The organism is Nocardia sp. CY41 (assembly GCF_009829325.1).
Classification (GTDB): domain Bacteria; phylum Actinomycetota; class Actinomycetes; order Mycobacteriales; family Mycobacteriaceae; genus Nocardia.
On record NZ_VUOS01000022.1, the window covers coordinates 33,030 to 53,407 of the forward strand.

At 70.9% G+C, this 20,378-nt stretch carries 20 protein-coding genes; 8 read left to right on the plus strand and 12 right to left on the minus strand.

Annotated features, from left to right (window positions below; all coding sequences use genetic code 11):
* The first annotated feature begins 35 nt into the window (after positions 1-35).
* The gene (locus tag GVY64_RS24050; protein ID WP_159845556.1) at positions 36-1,298 is read left to right on the plus strand and encodes a hypothetical protein; all 1,263 of its coding nucleotides are present in this window, start codon (positions 36-38) and stop codon (positions 1,296-1,298) included.
* Between the two features lie 36 nt (positions 1,299-1,334).
* Here GVY64_RS24050 and argH read toward each other — a convergent pair whose 3' ends face one another.
* The 9 genes from argH to GVY64_RS24095 form a co-directional block, all read right to left on the minus strand.
* Entirely contained in the window at positions 1,335-2,744 is a 1,410-nt protein-coding gene (gene argH / locus GVY64_RS24055) for an argininosuccinate lyase (RefSeq protein ID WP_159845559.1), read from the minus strand.
* 483 nt (positions 2,745-3,227) lie between these two features.
* Complete coding sequence (locus tag GVY64_RS24060; RefSeq protein ID WP_159845562.1) at positions 3,228-4,430, minus strand: argininosuccinate synthase; 1,203 nt, start codon at positions 4,428-4,430, stop codon at positions 3,228-3,230.
* A gap of 284 nt (positions 4,431-4,714) precedes the next feature.
* The gene (locus tag GVY64_RS24065; protein ID WP_051020632.1) at positions 4,715-5,230 is read right to left on the minus strand and encodes an arginine repressor; all 516 of its coding nucleotides are present in this window, start codon (positions 5,228-5,230) and stop codon (positions 4,715-4,717) included.
* 241 nt (positions 5,231-5,471) lie between these two features.
* Positions 5,472-6,416: an ornithine carbamoyltransferase gene (gene argF, locus GVY64_RS24070; RefSeq protein WP_159845565.1), complete on the minus strand. Its 945-nt coding sequence runs from the start codon at positions 6,414-6,416 to the stop codon at positions 5,472-5,474.
* Positions 6,413-7,615: an acetylornithine transaminase gene (locus GVY64_RS24075; RefSeq protein ID WP_159845568.1), complete on the minus strand. Its 1,203-nt coding sequence runs from the start codon at positions 7,613-7,615 to the stop codon at positions 6,413-6,415. The genes argF and GVY64_RS24075 overlap by 4 nt, the downstream gene beginning before the upstream one ends.
* Complete coding sequence (gene argB, locus GVY64_RS24080; protein ID WP_159845571.1) at positions 7,612-8,547, minus strand: acetylglutamate kinase; 936 nt, start codon at positions 8,545-8,547, stop codon at positions 7,612-7,614. The genes GVY64_RS24075 and argB overlap by 4 nt, the downstream gene beginning before the upstream one ends.
* On the minus strand, positions 8,544-9,761 hold the full coding sequence (gene argJ, locus GVY64_RS24085) for a bifunctional glutamate N-acetyltransferase/amino-acid acetyltransferase ArgJ (protein ID WP_159845574.1): 1,218 nt from the start codon (positions 9,759-9,761) through the stop codon (positions 8,544-8,546). The genes argB and argJ overlap by 4 nt, the downstream gene beginning before the upstream one ends.
* A complete protein-coding gene (gene argC / locus GVY64_RS24090; protein ID WP_159845577.1) occupies positions 9,758-10,816 on the minus strand; it encodes an N-acetyl-gamma-glutamyl-phosphate reductase in 1,059 nt (352 codons plus the stop codon). Before argC ends, argJ begins: the two co-directional genes overlap by 4 nt.
* Positions 10,817-10,940: 124 nt before the next feature.
* Entirely contained in the window at positions 10,941-11,648 is a 708-nt protein-coding gene (locus GVY64_RS24095; protein ID WP_159845580.1) for an ArsR/SmtB family transcription factor, read from the minus strand.
* 64 nt (positions 11,649-11,712) lie between these two features.
* Between GVY64_RS24095 and GVY64_RS24100 the strand changes: the two genes are divergently transcribed.
* The 4 genes from GVY64_RS24100 (at position 11,713) to GVY64_RS24115 (ending at position 14,828) form a co-directional block, all read left to right on the plus strand.
* The gene (locus GVY64_RS24100) at positions 11,713-12,531 is read left to right on the plus strand and encodes an isocitrate lyase/PEP mutase family protein (protein ID WP_159845583.1); all 819 of its coding nucleotides are present in this window, start codon (positions 11,713-11,715) and stop codon (positions 12,529-12,531) included.
* A 113-nt stretch (positions 12,532-12,644) separates the two neighbouring features.
* Positions 12,645-13,229, plus strand: a complete 585-nt coding sequence (locus tag GVY64_RS24105) for a dihydrofolate reductase family protein (protein ID WP_159845586.1) — start codon at positions 12,645-12,647, stop codon at positions 13,227-13,229.
* 12 nt (positions 13,230-13,241) lie between these two features.
* Positions 13,242-13,580 (plus strand): YciI family protein, encoded by a 339-nt coding sequence (locus tag GVY64_RS24110; protein WP_159845589.1) that lies wholly within the window; start codon positions 13,242-13,244, stop codon positions 13,578-13,580.
* Positions 13,581-14,828, plus strand: a complete 1,248-nt coding sequence (locus GVY64_RS24115) for an RNA polymerase sigma factor (protein WP_201298134.1) — start codon at positions 13,581-13,583, stop codon at positions 14,826-14,828.
* A gap of 10 nt (positions 14,829-14,838) precedes the next feature.
* Here the strand turns inward: GVY64_RS24115 and GVY64_RS24120 are convergent, their stop codons facing one another.
* Positions 14,839-15,582, minus strand: coding sequence for an SDR family oxidoreductase (locus GVY64_RS24120; protein ID WP_159845592.1), 744 nt, complete (start codon positions 15,580-15,582; stop codon positions 14,839-14,841).
* A 106-nt stretch (positions 15,583-15,688) separates the two neighbouring features.
* Between GVY64_RS24120 and GVY64_RS24125 the strand changes: the two genes are divergently transcribed.
* On the plus strand, positions 15,689-16,597 hold the full coding sequence (locus tag GVY64_RS24125; RefSeq protein ID WP_159845595.1) for a LysR family transcriptional regulator: 909 nt from the start codon (positions 15,689-15,691) through the stop codon (positions 16,595-16,597).
* A 13-nt stretch (positions 16,598-16,610) separates the two neighbouring features.
* Here GVY64_RS24125 and GVY64_RS24130 read toward each other — a convergent pair whose 3' ends face one another.
* Positions 16,611-17,102 carry a pyridoxamine 5'-phosphate oxidase family protein gene (locus GVY64_RS24130; RefSeq protein ID WP_159845598.1) on the minus strand — a complete coding sequence of 164 codons (492 nt, stop codon included), beginning with the start codon at positions 17,100-17,102 and terminating at the stop codon, positions 16,611-16,613.
* Between the two features lie 64 nt (positions 17,103-17,166).
* On the opposite strand from GVY64_RS24130, the gene GVY64_RS24135 reads away from it, so the two are divergent.
* Entirely contained in the window at positions 17,167-18,138 is a 972-nt protein-coding gene (locus GVY64_RS24135; RefSeq protein WP_159845601.1) for a helix-turn-helix transcriptional regulator, read from the plus strand.
* 24 nt (positions 18,139-18,162) lie between these two features.
* Here GVY64_RS24135 and GVY64_RS24140 read toward each other — a convergent pair whose 3' ends face one another.
* Positions 18,163-19,347: an epoxide hydrolase family protein gene (locus tag GVY64_RS24140; RefSeq protein WP_159845604.1), complete on the minus strand. Its 1,185-nt coding sequence runs from the start codon at positions 19,345-19,347 to the stop codon at positions 18,163-18,165.
* Between the two features lie 62 nt (positions 19,348-19,409).
* On the opposite strand from GVY64_RS24140, the gene GVY64_RS24145 reads away from it, so the two are divergent.
* The gene (locus GVY64_RS24145) at positions 19,410-20,378 is read left to right on the plus strand and encodes a helix-turn-helix transcriptional regulator (protein WP_159845607.1); all 969 of its coding nucleotides are present in this window, start codon (positions 19,410-19,412) and stop codon (positions 20,376-20,378) included.

Consider the following 20,378-nt stretch of genomic DNA (forward strand, 5'->3'; position numbering starts at 1 on the left):
GGCGACCACGGCCGACGCGTCGATACCATCGCGCCATGCGTTGCTCGGCCGTTGCGGTAACCGATTTTCCCTTCGATGAGGTGACGTGCAACGAGTTGCCGTACGCCGAGCGCGATGAGCGGTATCGGCGGTTGCACGAGTGGCCGGAGCCGAGCTATGCGCACCGCTGCGGGCTGCGCATGATCTGGAAGTACGCCGACGTGCGTGAGGTGCTGGACGCGACGACGCCCGGCATTTCCAATACGAATTCGCTGGACCCGCTGGTCGGTTACGCGCGTATCGCGGCGACACCGCGAGCCATACCGCATTTCGTTCGGCATCTGGTTCCGCCACCCGCGAAGGCCACCGCCAACCTCGCCGACGATCGGCTGCACAAGCGCGTGTGGAACACCATGGCCGGGCCGGAGGGGCACTTCACGATTTCCGCGGCGGATCGGCCCGCTCGGGCCGCGCAGATGGCCGAGCACTTCCACGAGGCGGTGCGAGACGCGGGATTCCGCGCCGGGTCGCCGTTGGACGTGACCGCCCTCGCCATCGGCTACGCCGCCCGGACCGTCGGCGCGGCGGTCGGCCTGCCCGCGGCGGACTGGCCGCACGTGGCCGCGTGGAGCGGAGCGCAATCGGGACTGCTCGGACGGGTGATGCGTGGACGCGAACTGGCCGACGCGGTGAGCGCGCTGGGGTGGTTGTTCACGGTCAGCGGCAGAGCGGTGCGGGAAGGCCGGGGCAGCGAGGCGGCCGGGTTCGCGCGCAAGCTCCGCGACGCCGGGCTCTCCCATCGGATCGCGGTGTCGGCCATGGCGAATTCCCTCGCCGCCGGGGTGCACACGGTGAGCGGCAGCATCCAGCAAGGCGTCCAGCGGTTGCTCGCCGATCCGGACCGGAACTGGTGGAACCTCCTGACCGAACCGGAGGGCGGGACACGGGTCGCCGCGAAAATCCTGCAACTGGATCCCGGGCTGGTGGCATGGAAGCGCCGAGCCAGGACGCCGGTCGTGCTCTCCAGTGGCACGCGGCTGCCCGCCGGACCGCTGCTCGTGCTGTTCGCCGCGGCCAACCGCGATCCGGAAGTCTTCCCCGACTGCCTGGCGCTGGACGGGACCGGCAAGTTGCCGTTGACCTTCGGCTTCGGCAGGCACGTCTGCCCCGGCAAGAGCATGGCCACGCTGGCCGTCGAGGTATTCCTCCGGCAGTTGCGCGAGCTGGCGCCGGAGGCCGAAGCGGTGCCGGAGGCCGATGGCACCCGGCGCCGCAGCGATCTGCTGTTCAGCGGCGCCGACATCACCATCGTCGGCTAGGCCGACCCGTTCTCGGCAGCGGTCACCGAAACGGCTTCAGTCCAGCCATGCCCGCGCCGCGGCCGCCGCCTCGCGCACCTCCGCCAGCTGCGCCGCGACCTGAACACCGGCCGTACCGCCCCGGGCATCCCGGGACGCGATGGACCCTTGCACGGTGAGCACCTCGCGTACCTTCCCGGTCAGCGCCGGGTCGACGGCGGCGAACTCCTCGTCGGTGAGTTCGTCCAAGCCGACGCCGCGAGATTCCGCGACGCGCACGCACGCACCCGCCGCCTCGTGCGCGACCCGGAACGGAACACCCTGGCGGACCAGCCATTCGGCGATGTCGGTGGCCAGCGTGAAGCCGGCGGGCGCGAGTTCGGCCATGCGATCGGTGTGGAAAGTCAGGGTCGAGACCAGGCCGGCGATGGCCGGGAGCAGCAGTTCGAGTTGCGCGACCGAGTCGAACAGCGGCTCCTTGTCCTCCTGCAGGTCACGGTTGTAGGCCAGGGGTTGCGCCTTGAGCGTGGCCAGCAGCCCGGTGAGGTTGCCGATCAGCCGGCCCGCCTTGCCGCGAGTCAGCTCGGACACGTCCGGGTTCTTCTTCTGCGGCATGATCGACGACCCCGTCGACCAGGCGTCCGCCAGGGTGACGTAACCGAACTCCGGTGTGCTCCAGAGAATGACTTCCTCGGCCATCCGGCTCAGGTCGACGCCGATCATGGCGAGCACGAACGCGGCCTCGGCGGCGAAATCCCGCGCCGAGGTGGCGTCGATCGAGTTGGCGGCCGCCGAGTCGAAATCCAGCTCCGCCGCGATCGCCTCCGGGTCGAGTCCGAGCGAGGAACCCGCCAGCGCACCGGAACCGTAGGGCGACACCGCCGCGCGGCGATCGAAATCGCGCAGCCGGTCCAGGTCGCGCAGCAGCGGGTGAGCGTGCGCGAGCAGATGATGGGCCAGCAGCACCGGCTGCGCCGCCTGCAAGTGGGTCTTGCCCGGCATGACCGCGTCCGGATGCGCGGCGGCCTGCTCCACCAGCGCGTCGACCACCGCGAGCACGCCCGCGGCCACCCGGCGCACGCCGTCACGCAGCCACATCCGGAACAGCGTCGCGACCTGGTCGTTGCGCGAACGCCCCGCCCGCAACCGGCCACCGAGCTCCGGGCCGACCTGTTCGATCAGGCCGCGTTCCAGCGCGCCGTGCACGTCCTCGTCGGAGTCGGCGGGACCGAACGCGCCGGATGCGACGTCCGCCGCGAGGCGATCCAGGCCGTCCAGCATGCCGGACAGATCGGCGTCGGACAGCAGCCCCGCTTTGTGCAGCACCCGTGCGTGCGCCTTCGAGGCGCGGATGTCGTAGGGAGCCAGCGCCCAATCGAAGTGGGTCGACTTGCTCAGCGCGGCCATGGCCTCGGCCGGGCCGGAGGCGAATCGCCCGCCCCAGAGCGCACCTTGGTTCGTGCTCATGCTGTTCCGCCTCTCCGGGTATTCAGGCTCCCCCGCCTCTCCGGGCCTTCAGGCCATACAAGTCGGGACGGGGCTGCTTCACGTTCAGGTCCTGCGTTGGGTGACCGTCGGGTCCTGGGCGTACCCGGTAAGTTACCCATGTTCTTGCGAAATCAGTTGGTGCGTTGATTCGTGAGATCGGTCGTGCGCTGGCTTGGGGATCAGTTGGGCGTGGCTTGCGACCCAGTCGTTCCGTTGGCCCGCGGAACCAGTTGTTGCGTCGGCGCGCGAGTCGAGTCGTTTTGCCCGACGCAGCTGGGCGTTCGGTGGCTGCTCGACATTATCTGCCGACAGCGGCCTTGTGCGCGTGGGAGAAGGCGTTCGCAGTCTGCTGTCCGGGCGTACTGCGGCCTGTCAGCCTGCTCGGAACGACGATTCGAGAGTACGACCCAGCGGGAGGCGTCGGCGTGCCGGTGCTCGTTCGGGCACCGGCACGCCTGTGGCCTACTTCTGGTTCAGGTCGCGGCGGGCGGCGACCTTGGAGGACAGGCCGTGGATCTGGACGAAACCCTTGGCCAGGGACTGGTCGAAGGTGTCGCCCTCGTCGTAGGTAGCCAGGTTGAAGTCGTAGAGCGACTGCTCCGAGCGGCGGCCGTTGACGACGGCCGAGCCGCCGTGCAGGACCATCCGGATGTCGCCGGAGACGTGCTGCTGCGTATCGAGGACAAAGGCGTCCAGGGCGCGCTTGAGCGGGGAGAACCACAGGCCGTCGTAGGCCAGCTCGCCCCAGCGCTGCTCGACCTGCCGCTTGTAGCGGCCCAGCTCGCGCTCGATGGTGACGTGCTCCAGCGCCTGGTGCGCGGTGATCAGCGCGATGGCGCCGGGCGCCTCGTAGATCTCCCGGCTCTTGATACCGACCAGGCGGTCCTCGACCATGTCCAGTCGGCCGACGCCCTGGCGGCCCGCGCGCTTGTTCAGCTCGACGATCGCTTCCAGCACGCTGACCTGGCGGCCGTCGATGGCCACCGGCACACCCTTGTCGAAGGTGATGATCAGTTCGTCCGGCGCCTCGAAGTTCACCGTCGGGTCGGAGGTGTAGTCGTAGACGTCCTTGGTCGGGGCGTTCCACAGGTCCTCGAGGAACCCGGTCTCCACCGCGCGGCCCCAGACGTTCTGGTCGATGGAGAACGGCGACTTCTTGGTGACGTTGATCGGCAGCGCGTTCTCCTCCGCGAAGGCGATCGCCTTCTCGCGGGTCCACGCGTAGTCCCGGACCGGGGCGATCACGTTGAGGTCGGGCGCGAGCGCGCCGATGCCGACCTCGAAGCGGACCTGGTCGTTGCCCTTGCCGGTGCAGCCGTGCGCGACGGTGCTCGCGCCGTGGAACTTGGCGGCCTCGACCAGGTGCTTGACGATCAGTGGACGGCTGATCGCCGACACCAGCGGGTACTGACCCATGTACAGCGCGTTGGCCTGGATGGTGGGCAGGCAGTACTGGTCGGCGAACTCGTCGCGGGCGTCGATCACGATCGCCTCGACGGCGCCGCAGTCCAGGGCGCGCTGGCGCACCACGTTCATGTCCTCGCCGCCCTGGCCGAGGTCGATGGCCACGGCCACCACTTCGGCGCCGGTCTCCTTGCCGATCCAGCTGATCGCGACGGAGGTGTCCAGCCCACCGGAGTAGGCGAGTACGACGCGCTCGGACATGTTCTGTGTGCTCCTCGATGTATCGGTGCTCGTCTGCGTGATACGGACCGGCTTCCCGCCACAGCGGCCCGCACGTCCTACAAATGATTATGCACGACGATGCAAGCCCATTCATAATCGGGTGGGGCCAACCCTGAGCTGGGCCGACACCCTCCCCTCTACCCTCTCAGAAGCACGGGCGCACCGTCTGCCCACGGCAGGAAACACGCCCGTTCGTCGCCGCGTTCCGGCATCCCGGCGAGTCACCCGTGTTCGTACGAGACCGGTCGCCGCGTTCGCGACGATCAGGCTAGTTGTTCGATCTTCGCGGCCACTTCCGCGCCGGTCAGCGGCTCGCGGGCGATGACGGCGATGGTGTCGTCGCCCGCGATGGTGCCGACTATGTAGGGCAGGGCGGCGCGGTCCAAGGCGCTGGCCAGGTAGTGGGCCGCGCCGGGCGGGGTGCGCAGGACCGCGATGTTGCCGCTGGCGTCGGTGGAGACCAGCAGGTCGCCGAGCAGTTTTGACAGGCGGTCGGTGCCGCCGGTCACGCCGCGCACGGGGCTGCCGTCCTCGGGGACGACGTAGACGCCCGCGCCGCCGTCGGCGGCGCGCAGTTTCACCGCGCCCAGTTCGTCCAGGTCGCGCGAGAGCGTCGCCTGCGTGGTCTCGATGCCCTCGGCCGCGAGTAACGCCGCCAGTTCGGTCTGGCTGCGTACCGCGTGCGCCGACAGCAGCTCGATGATGCGCGACTGCCGCCCGGCGCGGGTGCGCGCGATGGCCGGGCCGCTTCGCCCCGATTCCGACTGCGAGACGCTCACGGCCGCGCCTCGCTGGGGCGCGGGATCGTCGTGCGCTGCTGAGCGCGGCGCACGCGCTGACACTGGCTCACCGCCGCACCTCGCTGGTCCAGCGCGGGCCGGGGGCGTCGAGGACCGATTCGCCCGCTGGGCACAGATGAACACGGGTCATGCCGGGTGATACGCACACCCTCGCTCACGCTGAACCTTCCGGCACCAGCGGAGCCGGTCACGCTCCGCCGCCGGCCGCTGACCCGACCGCTCACGCCGCTCCCCCGTATCGTCGTTCCAGCAGCCAGACCAGCAGCGCCTTCTGCGCGTGCAGGCGGTTCTCCGCCTCGTCCCACACCACACTGTGCGGCCCGTCGAGCACCTCGTCGGTGATCTCTTCGCCGCGGTGCGCCGGCAGGCAGTGCAGCACGACCGCGTCCGGCTTGGCGTGGGCGAGCAAGTCGGTGTTGAGCTGGAACGGGCGGAACGGGCCGACCCGGTCCAGGCCGTCGTTCTCCTGTCCCATGGAGGTCCAGGTGTCGGTGACCAGCGCGTCGGCGCCCCATGCCGCGGCGACCGGGTCGGCGGTCACCGTGACGGTGGCGCCGGTCTCGGCGGCCCGCTTGCGCGCGGCCTCCAGCACCCACGGCTGCGGCTCGAAACCGACGGGCGCGGCGATGGTCACGTTCAGCCCCGCCGTGACGCCGCCGAGCAGCAGCGAGTGCGCCATGTTGTTCGCGCCGTCGCCGAAGTAGGCCAGTTCGCGTCCGGTCAGCTCGCCCTTGTGCTCGGCGAGCGTCTGCAGGTCGGCGAGCACCTGACAGGGATGGAACTCGTTGGACAGCGCGTTGATCACCGGCACCGTGGCGGTGGCGGCCATCTCGTCCAGCCGGGACTGCTCGAAGGTGCGCCACACGATGGCGTCCACATACCGGGACAGCACCCGGCCGGTGTCGCCGAGCGTCTCCTCCCGGCCGAGCTGGGTGTCCCGGCCGTCCACGACGACCGCGTGCCCGCCGAGCTGGGCGATGCCCATCTCGAAGGAGAACCGGGTGCGGGTGGAGTTCTTCTCGAAGATCACGCCGACGCCGCGCGGGCCGTCCAGCGGACGCCGCGCGAACGGTGCTTTCTTGAGTTCGGCCGCGAGCGCGAGGATCTCGGCCTGCTCGGCCGGGCTGACGTCGTCGTCCCGCAGGAAGTGCCGTACGGAGGTCATTGCGCCGCAGCCCCTTTCGCGTCCGCAAGCGCGGCGTCGAGGATCTCCGGCAGGTCGGCGACGAAATTGTCGGCTTGGGTCTCGGTGAGCACCAGCGGCGGCGCCAGCCGGATCACGTCGGGCTTGGCCGGGTTGACCAGGTAGCCCGCCTCCCGCGCCCGCGCCTCGACCTGCGCGGACACCTCGTCGGTGAGCACGATGCCCAGCAGCAGGCCCGCACCGCGCACCTGATCGATGAGCGGATGCTGCAGCAGTTCGATGCCGTCGCTGAGCCGCTTGCCCACCGACTCGACGTGCGCGAGCAGGTCGGTCTCGTCGATGGTCCGCAGCACCGCGAGCGCCGCCGCCGCACAGACCGGGTTGCCGCCGAACGTGGTGCCGTGCAGGCCGGGGGTGAGCAGTTCGGCCGCCCGCCCGGTGGCCAGCACCGCGCCGATCGGCATCCCGCCGCCGAGACCCTTGGCCAGCGTGATGACGTCGGGCACGATGCCGACGGCCTGGTGAGCGTAGAACTTCCCGGTCCGTCCGATGCCCGTCTGCACCTCGTCGAGCACCAGCAGCGCCCCGCTGCGCGCGGTGATCTGGCGCGCCTTGGCGAGGTAGTCCAACGGCGGAACCACCACGCCGCTCTCCCCCATCATCGGCTCCAGGAACACCGCGGCGGTGTCCTCGTCGACCACGGCTTCCAGCGCCGCGGCGTCGCCATAGGGCACGTGCACGACGCCGGGGGGCATCGGCTCGAACGGGGTCCGCTTGGACGGCTGCCCGGTGAGGGCGAGCGCGCCCATGGTGCGGCCGTGGAACGCCTCCTCACAGGCGACGATCTTGGGCCGCCCGGTCAACCGGGCGATCTTGAACGCCGCTTCGATCGCCTCGGTGCCGGAGTTGCAGAAGAACGCGCGGCCCTCCCCGTCGCCGAAGTGCGCGAGCAACCGCTCGGCCAACTCGATGACCGGCTCGCTGGCGTACAGATTCGACACGTGCCCGAGCGTGCCGAGCTGCTGGGTGACCGCCTCCAGGATCGCCGGGTGGGCGTGGCCGAGGCTGTTGACCGCGATGCCGCCGAGGAAGTCGACGTAGCGCTTGCCGTCCGCGTCGTAGACCACGGCCCCCGCGCCGCGCACCAGCGCGACCTTCGGTGTGCCGTAGTTGTTCATCAGCGCGGCGGACCACCGCTTCTGCAGTTCAGCTGTGCTCATTGTTTCGTTCCGTTCGGTGCGCCGGACCCGTTCGGGATGAGCGGGGCGGGAGTCACCATCGTTCCGATTCCTTCTCCGGTGAACAGTTCCAGCAGCACGGCGTGCGGGACCCGGCCGTCGATGACATGCGCGGTCGGCACCCCGGCCGTCACGGCGCGCAGGCAGGCTTCCATCTTGGGCACCATGCCCGCATCGAGGCGGGGGAGCAACTCGGCCAGTGCGGTCGTATCGATGCTGGAGGTGAGCGAGGACCGGTCCGGCCAGTCGGTGTAGAGGCCCTCGACGTCGGTGAGCATCACCAGTTTCTCCGCGCCGATGCCCTCGGCCAGCGCCGCGGCGGCGGTGTCGGCGTTGATGTTGTGCACCACGCCTTCGGCGTCCGGCGCGATGGTCGACACCACGGGGATGCGTCCGGCGCCGATCAGGTCGAGCACCGCGTCCGGGTTCACCTCGGTGACGTCGCCGACCAGGCCGATGTCGGTGGGCTCGCCGTCGACCTCGACGGTGCGGCGGGTCGCGGTGAACAGTCCGGCGTCCTCGCCGGAGATGCCGACCGCGTACGGGCCGTGCGTGTTGATCAGGCCGACCAGCTCGCGGCCGACCTGGCCGAACAGCACCATCCGCACCACGTCCATCACCTCGGGCGTGGTCACCCGGAAGCCGCCGCGGAATTCGCCTTGCAAGCCGAGCCTTTTCAGCATCGCGCTGATCTGCGGGCCGCCGCCGTGCACCACCACCGGGTGCACGCCGACGGTGCGCAGGAACGCCATGTCGGCGGCGAAGGCCTGCTTGAGGTCGTCGTCGATCATGGCGTTGCCGCCGTACTTCACGACGACGATCTTGTCCCGGAACTTCTGCAACCACGGCAGGGCGCCGGCCAGGACGTGCGCCTTGTCCAGCGCGGACAGCGTGTGCAGCACCTCGCTGGTCATGAGCTGTAGGCCGAGTTCTCTTCGACGTAACCGTGCGAGAGGTCGGTGGTGCGGATGGTCGCGCGCGCCGAACCGACGTTCAGCTCGATCAGCACCTCGATGTCGGTGCCGGACAGGTCGACCGCGCGAGCGCCGGGCGCGCCGACGCCGTCGACGCACACCGGTTTGCCGTTGAACGACACCGAGATCCGGTTCGGATCCAGCGTCACCGGCGCCATGCCGACCGCCGCCAGCACGCGGCCCCAGTTCGGGTCGGAACCGAACAGCGCCGTTTTGACCAGGCTGTCGCGGGCGACGGTGCGTGCCGCGGCCACGGCCTCGTCCTCGGTGGCCGCGCCCGCGACGGTGACCAGCACCCGTTTGGTGACGCCCTCGGCGTCGGCCATCAACTGGGCGGCCAGATCGTCGCAGACCGCGAGCACGGCCGCGTCCAGCTCCTCCTGGCTCGGGGTGACCTCGCTGGCGCCGTTGGCCAGCAGCAGCACGGTGTCGTTGGTGGAGCAGGAGCCATCCACGTCGAGCCGGTCGAAGGTGCGCGCGGTGGCGTTGCGCAGCGCCTGGTCGAGCTGGTCGGCGGTGACCGCCGCGTCGGTGGTGAGCACCACCAGCATGGTCGCCAGCGACGGGGCCAGCATGCCCGCGCCCTTGGCCATACCGCCGACGTTCCACTTGTCGCGGTGGTGGAACGCCGCCTCCTTGGGCACGGTGTCGGTGGTCATGATGGCCCAGGCGGCGTCCGAGCCGCCGGACAGACCGCCGCCCATCTCGTGCACGATCTCGGTGACGGCGGGGATGAGTTTGTCCATCGGAAGCCGGTCGCCGATCAGCCCGGTCGAGCAGACCGCGATTTCCCCGGCTCCGGTCTCGGTGCCCCAATTGCTCAGCGCTGCGGCGAGTTCCTCGGCGGTCTTGTGCGTGTCCTGGAATCCGTCCGGGCCGGTGCACGCGTTCGCGCCGCCGGAGTTCAGGATCACCGCGCGCAGCCGCTTGCCGGTGAGCACCTGCTGTGACCACAGCACCGGAGCGGCCTTCACCTTGTTGCGGGTGAACACCCCCGCGGCCGGGTATTCCGGCCCCTCGTTGAACACCAGCGCCAGATCCGGCTTGCCGCTGGCCTTGATGCCCGCGGCGATGCCCGCCGCGCGGAAGCCGAGCGGTGCGGTCACGCCCTGGGTGCGGACCAGCTTGCCGTCGGCGAGATCGGCTGTCGTCACGGTGCCACTCCTACGGTGGAAAGTCCTGCGGTCTCCTCGAATCCGAGGGCCAGGTTCATCGATTGCACCGCGGCGCCCGCGGTGCCCTTGGTCAAGTTGTCGATCGCGCCGATCACCACGAGCAGACCCGCGTCGGCGTCCACCGCGACCTGCAGGGTGACGGCGTTGGAGCCGAGCACCGAACCGGTCTGCGGCAATACGCCTTCCGGCAGCAGGTGCACGAAAGGCTCGTCGGCATAGGCCTTCTCGTAGACGGCGCGCGCCTGTGCGGCGTCGACGCGGGTCGGCGCGGTGCAGGTGGCGAGGATGCCGCGCGGCATCGGCGCGAGCACCGGCGTGAACGACACCGCGACGTCCGTGCCACCCGCCGCCGCGAGGTTCTGCGCGATCTCCGGGGTGTGCCGGTGCGCGCCCGCGATGCCGTAGGCCCGCGCCGAGCCCATCACCTCCGAGCCCAGCAGCCCGATGTCGAGCTTGCGGCCGGTGCCGGAGGCACCGCTCACGGCGACCACGTGCACGGCGGGCTCGACGATGCCCGCGGCGACGGCGGGAGCCAGCGCGAGGCTGGCGACGGTGGGATAGCAGCCGGGGACGGCGATCCGCGTCGCGGCGCGCAGCTTCTCCCGGCCGCCGGGCAGCTCGGGCAGGCCGTAGGGCCAGCTGCCCGCGTGCGGGCTGCCGTAGTATTTCTCCCAGGCCTTCGGGTCGGTGAGCCGGAAGTCGGCGCCGCAGTCGATGATCACCGTGGACTCGGGCAGCTCGGCGGCGATGGCCGAGGACTGGCCGTGCGGCAGGCCGAGGAAGACCACGTCGTGGCCGGCCAGTTCGGCGGCCGTGGTGGGCGCCAGCACCCGATCGGCCAGCGGCAGCAGATGCGGCTGCAACTCCCCCAGCGCGGTGCCCGCGTTCGAGCCGGCGGTCAGCGCCCCGATGACGAGGCGCCCGGTTCGGTAGGCGGGATGCCCCAGCAGCAGTCGCAACACTTCGCCGCCCGCGTACCCGCTGGCACCGGCTACCGCGACCCGCACGACGGGTCCGACCGAGGAATCAACCATGTGATGATTATGCATGACTGTGCAAGCTCATTCACAGCCTGGTCGCCGCGAGCGTGGTCACGAGCACCTCATACCCCTCAGATCTGCGCGCAAACGACGGGCCGCGCAGCGGGTCCGGGATAAGTCAGCGCAGTGCCGAACAGTCGATGTGCAGCGCCTCGGCCAGCCCCGCTCGGCCCAGCGCGGTGACGCGTACCGCGCGCCCACTGCCGACACCTTCGATCCACGTGAGCTCTTTCAGGCGGCGGCACAGCTGCGCGCCCGCCGAGCCGCCCAGATGGACTCGCCGTTCCGTCCAATCGAGACACGGCCTGGCCACCGGCCGCCGCGTGCCGCGCAGCGCCGCCGGGTCGACGCCCATCGGTCCGGTGAGCCACGCCAGACCGGGCTCGGTCAGCGCGAAACCACCGTCGGCACTCATCAGGCCGCGCGCGATCATCGCGTCGGTGACGGCCACGCCCAACCGGCCCGCGAGATGGTCGTAGCAGGTGCGACCGCGGGCCAGCGCCGCCGCGACGGTGGCGGTGCGCAGCCCGCTCACCGCGGCGGCGGGCGGGTCGAGCTGGGCGACCATGGTTTCGAGCAGGTCCGCCACGTGCGGGCCCGCCAGCCGCAGATAGCGATGCCTGCCCTGCCGGTGCTCGACCACCAGCCCGCCGTCGCGCAGGCGGTCCAGATGCTCGGTCGCGGTGGACGGCGCGACCCCGGTGTGGCGGGCGAGCTCGCCCGCGGTCCAGGCCCGGCCGTCCACCAGCGCCAGGCAGATGTCGGCGCGGGTGCGGTCGGCGAGCAGAGCGGCCAGGGCCGCCAATCGGGCTCCTCTGGTCGGCATCCCACCATGATGGCGGGTCGTCGTTTCGGCGGTCGCCGAAACGTCCCGTCGCTACGGTCGCGGCATGACTTCGCCTCCTGCGGTGACGCCGCCGCCGACCGATTTCGACATCTTCCGCGGTCTGCATCACCGCGACCGTCCCCTGGTCCTGCCGAACGCCTGGGACTTCGCCTCGGCCGCCCTGCTGGCCGACGGAGGATTCCCGGCGATCGGCACCACCAGCCTGGGCGTCGCCGCCGCGGCCGGACGCACCGACGGCGCGGGTGTCACCAAGGCGGAGACCTTCGCGGCCGCTCGCCGCATGGCCGGGCTGCCGATCCCGGTCACCGTCGATATCGAGGGCGGTTTCGACGAGCGGCCCGGCGCGGTGGCTGACTTCGCCGAACAACTCGCCGCCTGCGGGATCGCGGGCGTCAACCTGGAAGACGGCCGACGCGGGTCGGCGCTGGCCGCACCGGAGCAGCAGGCCGCGCTGATCGCCGCGGTCAAGGAACGAACGCCGGAACTGTTCGTCAATGCCCGCGTGGACACCCATTGGCTGGGTCTGGAGCACGCCTCCACCCACGACCGCGTGCGGCGGTACGCCGCGGCCGGAGCCGACGGTGTCTTCGTCCCCGGTCTGACCGACCCGGCGCGTATCGAGCAGGTCGTGGCGTGCAGCGAAGTACCGGTCAATGTGCTCTATTCGCCCACGGGCCCGGGCCTCGCGACCCTGACCGAGCTCGGAGTACGCCGGATCAGCACCGGATCGCTGCTGTACCGCGCGGCGCTGTCGGCCGCGCTGGACGTCGCGCGCGCCGTACGGCAGGACACTGCCGTTCCGTCGGGCATCGTGAGCTATTCCGAGATCCAACTCCTCTTGCCCGCCCAGCTGCCGTCCTGATCGGGAGACGCCGGAATATCCGCCCAAAAATCTCGGCGATGCTGTCGATCCGCCGGAGGCCCGTTCGTGTAGGTGGTGAGACCGGCACCGGCCCGGTCGCGGAAGGAGCGGAAATGAGCAAGATCATCGCGGTGGAGCACCTGACCTTGGACGGCGTCATGCAGGCGCCGGGGCGGGCGGACGACGACAGCAGAGACGGATTCGCCCACGGCGGCTGGGCGCACCGGCACGACGACCCGGTGCAGGCCGAGGTCATGGGCAGGCACATGGCGGCCCACCGCGGCGCGCTGCTGCTCGGCAGGCGCACCTACGAGGACTTCGCGGGATACTGGCCACGGCAAGTCGGCAATCCGATGGCCGAGGCGCTGGACAAGACCGAGAAGATCGTCGCCTCCCGCACCGGGAGCGGGCCGCTGCCCTGGCAGAACTCGACCTGGCTCGGCGGCGACGCGGTGACCGCGGTGCCCGAGTTGCGGCGGCGGCACCCGGAGCGGAATCTGGTGGTTCTGGGCAGCGGTGACCTGTTGCGCTCGCTGATGCGCCACGATCTGGTGGACGAGTTCCTGTTGCTGATCCACCCCTTGGTGCTCGGCTCGGGTCGCCGCCTGTTCGACGGCGTGGCGTTGGGCCGGCTGCGGTCGGCCGACACCGTGACGACCGGTACCGGTGTCGTCATCACCACCTACCGGCGCGGATGAGGAGGACCAGCGATGAAGCACTACCTGCTCGGCATCTACCAGCCCGACGAAGGCGTGCCGGAGAACCTGGCCGAGATCATGCGCGAGCTCGGCGCGCTGAACGACGAGATGCGGGCGGCGGGGGCCTGGGTGTTCGCCGCCGGCCTGCACGCGCCCGGCACCGCGACCGTGCTGCACGCCCGTGGCGACGACGTGCTCGTCACCGACGGCCCCTACATCGAGGGCAAGGAGCACATCGGCGGGTTCACCGTCATCCGCGCCGCCGATCTGGACGAGGCGCTGGACTGGGGCCGCAAGCTCACCACCGTGGTCGGCCTGCCCATCGAGGTCCGTCCGATCCGGGACGAGTAGATGGACGAACCCGTGACGGGCTCGGTGATCGAAGCGGTTTTCGCCGAGCACTACGGCCGGGCGGTCGCCGGTCTCATCCGCGTCTTCGGTGACATCGGCGTCGCCGAGGACGCGGTGCAGGACGCGTTCACCGCCGCCGTCCAGCGCTGGCCCGCCGACGGTCTCCCGCCGAGCCCGCCGGGCTGGATCATCACCACCGCCCGGAACCGGGCGATCGACCGCCTGCGCCGCGAGGCCTCCCGCGCGGACCGGCACGCGCAGGCCGCCCTCCTGCGTGCCGAGGACGAACCGGAGGAGGCGGTGAGCAGCGTGCGCGACGACCGCCTCCGGTTGATCTTCACCTGCTGCCATCCAGCTCTCGCACCGCAAGCGCAGGTGGCGCTGACTCTCCGGCTGCTCGGCGGGCTGAGTACCTCGGAGATCGCGCGAGCCTTCCTGGTCACGGAAACGACCATGGCGCAACGCTTGGTCCGCGCCAAAGGCAAGATTCGCGATGCCCGCATTCCCTATCGGGTGCCCGCCGACGCGGAGCTGCCCGGCCGGCTGCGCGCGGTGCTGGCCGTCGTGTATCTGATCTTCACCGAGGGGCACACGGCGTCCTCCGGCGCGCGGCTGGTCCGGACCGACCTCTGTGCCGAGGCGATTCGCCTCGGCCGTCTGCTGGCCCAGCTGATGCCGGACGAGCCGGAGGTGACCGGCCTGCTCGCGCTGATGGTGCTGAGCGAGTCCCGCCGTGCGGCCCGTACCGGCGCCGACGGCGCGCTGATCCCCCTCGCGGACCAGGATCGCGGTCGCTGGGACCGCGACCTGATCACCGAAGGGCACGCGCTGGTCCGGCAGTGCCTGCGCCGCGACCGGCCGGGGCCGTACCAGATCCAGGCGGCGATCAACGCGGTGCATGCCGACGCTCCCGTCGCCGCGGCTACCGACTGGGGTCAGATCGTGCGGCTGTACGACCAGCTGGCCGCGCTCACTCCGAACCCGGTCGTCGCGCTCAATCGCGCCGTGGCGGTCGCCGAGGTACGCGGTCCGGCAACGGCATTGGAACAGGTGGACGCCCTGCCGCTGGCGGGGTACCACCTGTTCCATGCCATCCGCGCCGACCTGCTGACCCGCCTCGGCCGCACCCAGGAGGCCGTTGCCGCCTACGACGACGCCATCGCCCGCACGGAGAACGCGGCCGAACGGAACTTGCTGATGCGCAGGCGCGCCGAGCTCGGCGGACAACCGCCGCGCCGGTGCGATTGACGGCCCGTGCTCAGGCCAGGCGACCGCCGCCGTCGACGTGCAAGGTGGTGCCGGTCATGAACGGGTTGGTCAACGCCAGCAGCGCGGCGGCGGAGATATCGGCGGCGCTGCCGACCCGGCGCGCCGGATTGCGGGCCGCCACCTCCTCGAAGAAGCGATCTTTCCGCTCGCCCAGGCCGTCCCAGGCACCCGAGTCGACGATGCCCGGCGACAGTGCGTTCACCCGGACCGGCGCCAGCTCGACCGCCAGCGCTTCGGCGAGAAACCGCACCGCGCCGTTGGCCACCGCCATCACCGTCCGTCCCGGCGCGGGCCGCCACGCGGCCACCCCGGAGAACAGCAGCAGCGCACCGCCCGGCCTGAACCGGGCGCCGAAGTGCTTGCCGAGCAGGATCGGACCGACCACCTTGGCATCGAAGGCCCGCACGACCGCCGCCCGGTCCAGCTCGGTCACGGGACCGTTCGCGTGCGCCGCCGCCACCGACACCAGATAGTCGAGTTCACCGAGCGCCTCGGCCGCCCGGGCGATGGAATCCTCGTCACCGAGATCGATGCGCAAGGCTTCGATCGCCGCGCGACCGCGTGTCGCGTCCACCACCTGCCGCCGCGCGGCGGCGACGGCGTCCTCGTCCCGGCCGGCGAGTACCACGTCCGCGCCCTCGGCAGCGGCGTCTCGCGCGATCCGTCGTGCGATGCCCGATGCGCCGCCGACGATGACGAGTTTCTTGCCCCGCATCGTGCCTGTGCCTGTCATCAATTGCCTCCTTGTCAGCCACCCCGTCGATATGCAACAAGCAGGGAGAACACGAGGCATCCCGTCGTGGCATCGATGTTTTCTTGTGCTCCCATAAAATTTTCGAATGCCTACCTTGCGTGCGCTCGAGTGTCTGGTCGCCGTGCTGGACTCCGGATCGGTGACGGAGGCCGCCGCCCGATTGCATCTTTCGCAGCCGGCGCTGTCCCATCAGATCGCCGCGCTGGAACGAGAACTCGGCACGCCCGTGCTGGAGCGCCTGCCGCGCGGTGTACGAGCCACCGCGGCGGGCCGCGCTGTCGCCGCGGACGCGCGCGCCGCTGTGGCCGCCGCCGAACGGGTGGTCGCGGGCGGCCGGGCCGTCGCCGCGGGCGCGCAAGGACAGCTGCGGATCGCCTGCGCGGACAGCATGTCCGCGAGCCTGCTCGCGCCTGTGCTGCGCGCCTGGCATCGCCGCCGTCCCGGGATACACCTCGTCCTGGCCGAATCGTCCAGCGCAGACGCCATGGCCGAGATGGTGTCCAGGGGGACGGCCGATCTCGCCCTCGGGCCGCGGCCGTCGCGCTGGGAAGGTCACCTCGTGGTGATCGGGACCGAGGAGATCGTCGCGGTATCGCCGCCGGATGCCGCAAAGCGCCCGGCGACGGTGACCCTCGCGGATATCGCCGCACGACCGGTGGTGCACTACCACTCCGACAACGGACTCGGCGCCTGGCTCGACGACGTCGCGGCACGCCGGGGCGTTGTGCTCACCGCGGCAACCAGGACCCGTCAGGCCACCACGGCCGCCCAGCTGGCCGCCGCCGGGCTCGGCACCGCACTGGTACCGACGAGCGCCCTGCCTGCCACGTTCTCCGGCGTCGTGCGCAGCCTGCGGCCGACCTTGGTGCGCGAGGTCGTCGGCATCACCGCGACCCCGAGCGATCCGCTCGTCCGCCGTTTCCTGGAAGACCTGCGCCGCCGCGGTATCCCCGTCCCGAGCCCGATCGCCGTCCAGTTGACCGCCCGGGAGTGAGAGTGGCGCCGGCTCAATGCTTGCGCACGACGCGCTCGCCCTCGCCCGGCTTCCAGATGGTGATGTCGAGGTGGTCGCCAGCGACCTCGACCGTCGAGGCCCCGGTGAGATCGGCGACGTAGAAGTGGTCGAACTCCCGGCCCCGGATGTCGAACCCGGTCGCGTCGAACAGGTGCTGGGCGAAGCGGGCGTGCAGGTCCCGGTCGGGATTGTCGACGACGGCGCCGAAGAGTTTGGCGTCGCCGTCGGAGACGTTCGTGTCGACGGTGGCGGTGTGCAGGCAGAAGCGCGGGTCCCGGGCGAGATCGCGGAACTTGGTCGTGCCCGGCATTCCCGCGATCACGAGCGACTCTTCGAAGATCCGCGGCTCGATCGGACTGATGCGCGGGGATCCGTCGGATCGGATCGTGCCGAGCAGGCAGAGATTGCCTGCGGCGCGATGCCTGCGCAGGAAGACCTCGGCGATGTGCGGTGCTTCGTCGGCGAATCGGCTCCAAGTGGTCATGCCGAGGACGGTACGGCGAAAACCGGCCTTCCTGTGTCAAGGTTTGCGGCTAGTGTCGCGGTACATGCGGGCTGGTCGATTGGTGCAACTGCTGCTGCTCCTGCAGACCCGGGGCAGGCTCACCGCACCCGAGCTGGCCCGGGAACTGGAGGTGTCGGTGCGCACCGTCTACCGCGACGTCGAGGCTCTCTCGGCGGCCGGCGTCCCGATCTACAGCGAGCCGGGCCGGGCCGGTGGCGTGCGGCTGGTGGACGGCTATCGCACCAGGCTCACCGGCCTCACCACCGACGAGGCGGACGCGGTGCTGCTGACCGGCCTGCCCGGCGCCGCCGCCGATCTCGGACTCGGCACCGTGCTGGCCACCGCGCAGCTGAAGGTGCTCGCCGCGCTGCCGCCGGAACTGCGCGGGCGGGCGACGCGCATCGCCGAGCGGGTGTACGTCGACGCCCCGGGCTGGTTCCACCAGCCGGACGAGACGCCGACACTCGCGACGATCACCGACGCGCTCTGGCACGACCGTCGGTTGCGCGTGCGCTACGGCCGCAAGGACAAGGTGGTCGAGCGCCTGCTCGACCCGCTCGGCCTGGTGCTCAAGGCGGGCACCTGGTACCTCGTGGCCCGCAGCGGATCCACCCCGCGCTCGTACCGGGTGGGCCGTCTCGTCGCCGCCGAACCGACCGGCGAAACGTTCCTCCGTCCAGCGCAATTCGACCTGCGGGCGCACTGGGCCGAGGCCGCCGACGAGTTCGCGCGATCCATGCTGCGGGTGCGGGCGCGCTGCCGGATCGCCGCCACCCATCTGCGCTTGCTGCGGCTGACGAACGATCCGGCGGCGGTCGCGGAGGCGCTGGCCTCCGCCGGACCGCCCGACGCCGAGGGATGGGTGGAGGTGGTGGTGCCGTCGGAGTCCTACGAGGTGCTGGCCCACGGCCTGCTGCCGCTCGGCGAGCACGTCGAAGTGCTGGAACCGCCCCACCTGCGCGCGCGGCTCGCGGCGACCGCCGCCGCCATGCACGCGCGTTACTCCGGAAACTAGGCCACAGCAGGCAGGCACACCTTCTCAGCGCAACGTGCGGAAGAACTCCCGCACGTCCCCGATCAACAGATCCGGCGCTTCCATCGCCGCGAAATGCCCGCCGCGCTCGTACTCGGTCCATCGGACGATGTTGTGCGCGTCCTCGGCGAGTTTGCGCACGGACATGTCCCCGGGAAAGATCGCCGCCGCGGTCGGCACCTCGGACTTCCGCGCCGGCGCGCCCCATACCGCGGATTCGCTGTAGAGCCGCAGCGAGGAGGCGAAGGTTCCGGTGAACCAGTAGAGGCTGACGTTCGTCAGCAGCGCGTCCCGGCCCACCGCGTCCTCCGGCGCCTCGATCGCCGGGTTGGTGAACTGCCGGAACAGGTCGGTGATCCAGGACAGCAATCCGGCGGGCGAGTCCTGGAGGCCGATGGCCAGCGTCTGCGGACGGTGCGCCTGCACGGTCGCGTAGTCGTAGCGGGAGTAGCTCTCCGCGCCGGTCAGCGTCGCCAGTTTCGCCTGGTCCTCCGCAGACCACTGCGCCTCGGACGCGTCCGTGCCACCCCAGGATTCGCCGTCTTCGCTGTCCCAGGAAGGGATCGTGATCGGGCCGTTCACATGCAGGCCGACCACGTGTTCGCGGGCGATATGGCCCAGCCGAGCGGCGACGAAGTACCCCGCGTCGCCGCCCTGTACGCCGTAGCGGTCGTAGCCCAGGCGCGCCATGAGTGCCGCGACCACGTCCGCGAACCGCTCGGTCGAACCCGCACCCGGTTCCGGGGACACCTCGGAGAACGCGAACCCCGGCAGGGAGGGCACGACGAGGTGGAAGGCGTCGGCCGGATCGCCCCCGTGCGCCCGCGGATCGCTGAGCGGCCCGAGCACCTCCAGGAATTCGGCGAACGACGCGGGCCAGCCGTGCCCGAGCACCAGCGGCAGAGCATTCGGCTCCGGCGAGCGGACGTGCAGGAAGTGCACTTGCCGCCCGTCGATCGCGGTGACGAACTGCGGCAGCTCGTTCAGCTTCGCTTCCACCGCGCGCCAATCGAATTCGGTCCGCCAGTATTCGGCCAGCGGCCGCAGGTAGGACACGCGCATGCCCTTGTCCCACCCGACGCCGGGCAGGTCGCTCGGCCACACCGTGGCGGCGAGGCGGCGGCGCAGATCGTCGATCTTCTCCTGCGGAATGGCGATGCGGAACGGGCGGATATCGGATGCGGTAGTCATGCCCGCCACCGTAGGAAGCGCTTAGGACGAGATCGTTCCTAACTCTCCGGCATGCTGGCGGCATGCTCGAAACGTCGGCCCGCCTGCTGGAATTGCTGACTCTGCTGCAGACCCGCCCCGACTGGACGGGGCCCGAACTGGCCGCGCGGCTCGGCGTCACCGGCCGTACGGTCCGCCGTGATGTCGATCGGCTGCGCGAACTCGGTTACCCGGTGCACGCCACCCGGGGCGCCGCGGGGTACCGCCTCGGCGCGGGAGCCGCGCTGCCGCCGCTGCTGCTCGACGACGAGGAAGCGGTCGCGGTGGCGGTCGGGTTGCGCGGCGCCTCCGGCGGCGCCGCGAACGGACTCGAAGAGGCGTCGCTGCGCGCGCTGACCAAGCTGGAGCAGGTGTTGCCGTCCCGCTTGCGGCATCGGGTGCGCACCCTGCGCGGCGCCACCTTGCGGGTCGGCGCGCCGGTGCCGCAGGTTCGTCCGGACACGCTCATGGCCATCGCCGAGACGTGCCAGCGCCACGAACGACTGCGGTTCGACTATCGCGCGCACGGCGGCGCGCTCGGCCTGCGCACCGTGGAGCCGCACACCCTCGTGCACTTCAGCAGGCACTGGTACCTGGTGGCATGGGACGTGGATCGCACCGACTGGCGCACCTTCCGGGTGGACCGGATCACCCCCCGGATCCCGACCGGACCACGCTTCACACCCCGGGAGCCGCCGGAAGGCGATATCGCGGGATATCTTTCGATGCGGCTGTCGGCGCGCGCCTGGCCACAGCAGGCGACGGTGCTGTTGCACCACTCGGCCGACGACGCCGCCGACCGGGTGTGGCCCGGGATGGGCGTCCTGGAAGCGGTCGACGAGCACAGCTGCCGCCTGCACGTCGGCAGTGACTCGCCCGAACAGCTGGTGTGGATGATCACCTCGGTCGATCTGGACTTCACCTTGCTCACGGGTCCGCCGGAACTCGCCGACGCCCTCCGCACCCAGGCCGCCCGCTGCGAGCGGGCCGTGCGCGCCTTCCCCGCGCCGTGA

Bases quoted from the DNA above. Each gene is read 5' to 3' on its own strand.
- GVY64_RS24115 (WP_201298134.1), top strand. From the start codon at position 13,581: ATGGACGAACCCGTGACGGGCTCGGTGATCGAAGCGGTTTTCGCCGAG.
- GVY64_RS24100 (WP_159845583.1), top strand. From the start codon at position 11,713: ATGACTTCGCCTCCTGCGGTGACGCCGCCGCCGACCGATTTCGACATC.
- GVY64_RS24060 (WP_159845562.1), bottom strand. From the start codon at position 4,430: ATGTCCGAGCGCGTCGTACTCGCCTACTCCGGTGGGCTGGACACCTCC.
- GVY64_RS24075 (WP_159845568.1), bottom strand. From the start codon at position 7,615: ATGAGCACAGCTGAACTGCAGAAGCGGTGGTCCGCCGCGCTGATGAAC.
- argH (WP_159845559.1), bottom strand. From the start codon at position 2,744: ATGAGCACGAACCAAGGTGCGCTCTGGGGCGGGCGATTCGCCTCCGGC.
- GVY64_RS24120 (WP_159845592.1), bottom strand. From the start codon at position 15,582: ATGACAGGCACAGGCACGATGCGGGGCAAGAAACTCGTCATCGTCGGC.
- GVY64_RS24095 (WP_159845580.1), bottom strand. From the start codon at position 11,648: ATGCCGACCAGAGGAGCCCGATTGGCGGCCCTGGCCGCTCTGCTCGCC.
- GVY64_RS24125 (WP_159845595.1), top strand. From the start codon at position 15,689: ATGCCTACCTTGCGTGCGCTCGAGTGTCTGGTCGCCGTGCTGGACTCC.
- argF (WP_159845565.1), bottom strand. From the start codon at position 6,416: ATGACCTCCGTACGGCACTTCCTGCGGGACGACGACGTCAGCCCGGCC.
- GVY64_RS24050 (WP_159845556.1), top strand. From the start codon at position 36: ATGCGTTGCTCGGCCGTTGCGGTAACCGATTTTCCCTTCGATGAGGTG.
- GVY64_RS24105 (WP_159845586.1), top strand. From the start codon at position 12,645: ATGAGCAAGATCATCGCGGTGGAGCACCTGACCTTGGACGGCGTCATG.
- argB (WP_159845571.1), bottom strand. From the start codon at position 8,547: ATGACCAGCGAGGTGCTGCACACGCTGTCCGCGCTGGACAAGGCGCAC.
- GVY64_RS24145 (WP_159845607.1), top strand. From the start codon at position 19,410: ATGCTCGAAACGTCGGCCCGCCTGCTGGAATTGCTGACTCTGCTGCAG.
- GVY64_RS24140 (WP_159845604.1), bottom strand. From the start codon at position 19,347: ATGACTACCGCATCCGATATCCGCCCGTTCCGCATCGCCATTCCGCAG.
- argC (WP_159845577.1), bottom strand. From the start codon at position 10,816: ATGGTTGATTCCTCGGTCGGACCCGTCGTGCGGGTCGCGGTAGCCGGT.
- GVY64_RS24135 (WP_159845601.1), top strand. From the start codon at position 17,167: ATGCGGGCTGGTCGATTGGTGCAACTGCTGCTGCTCCTGCAGACCCGG.
- GVY64_RS24130 (WP_159845598.1), bottom strand. From the start codon at position 17,102: ATGACCACTTGGAGCCGATTCGCCGACGAAGCACCGCACATCGCCGAG.
- GVY64_RS24110 (WP_159845589.1), top strand. From the start codon at position 13,242: ATGAAGCACTACCTGCTCGGCATCTACCAGCCCGACGAAGGCGTGCCG.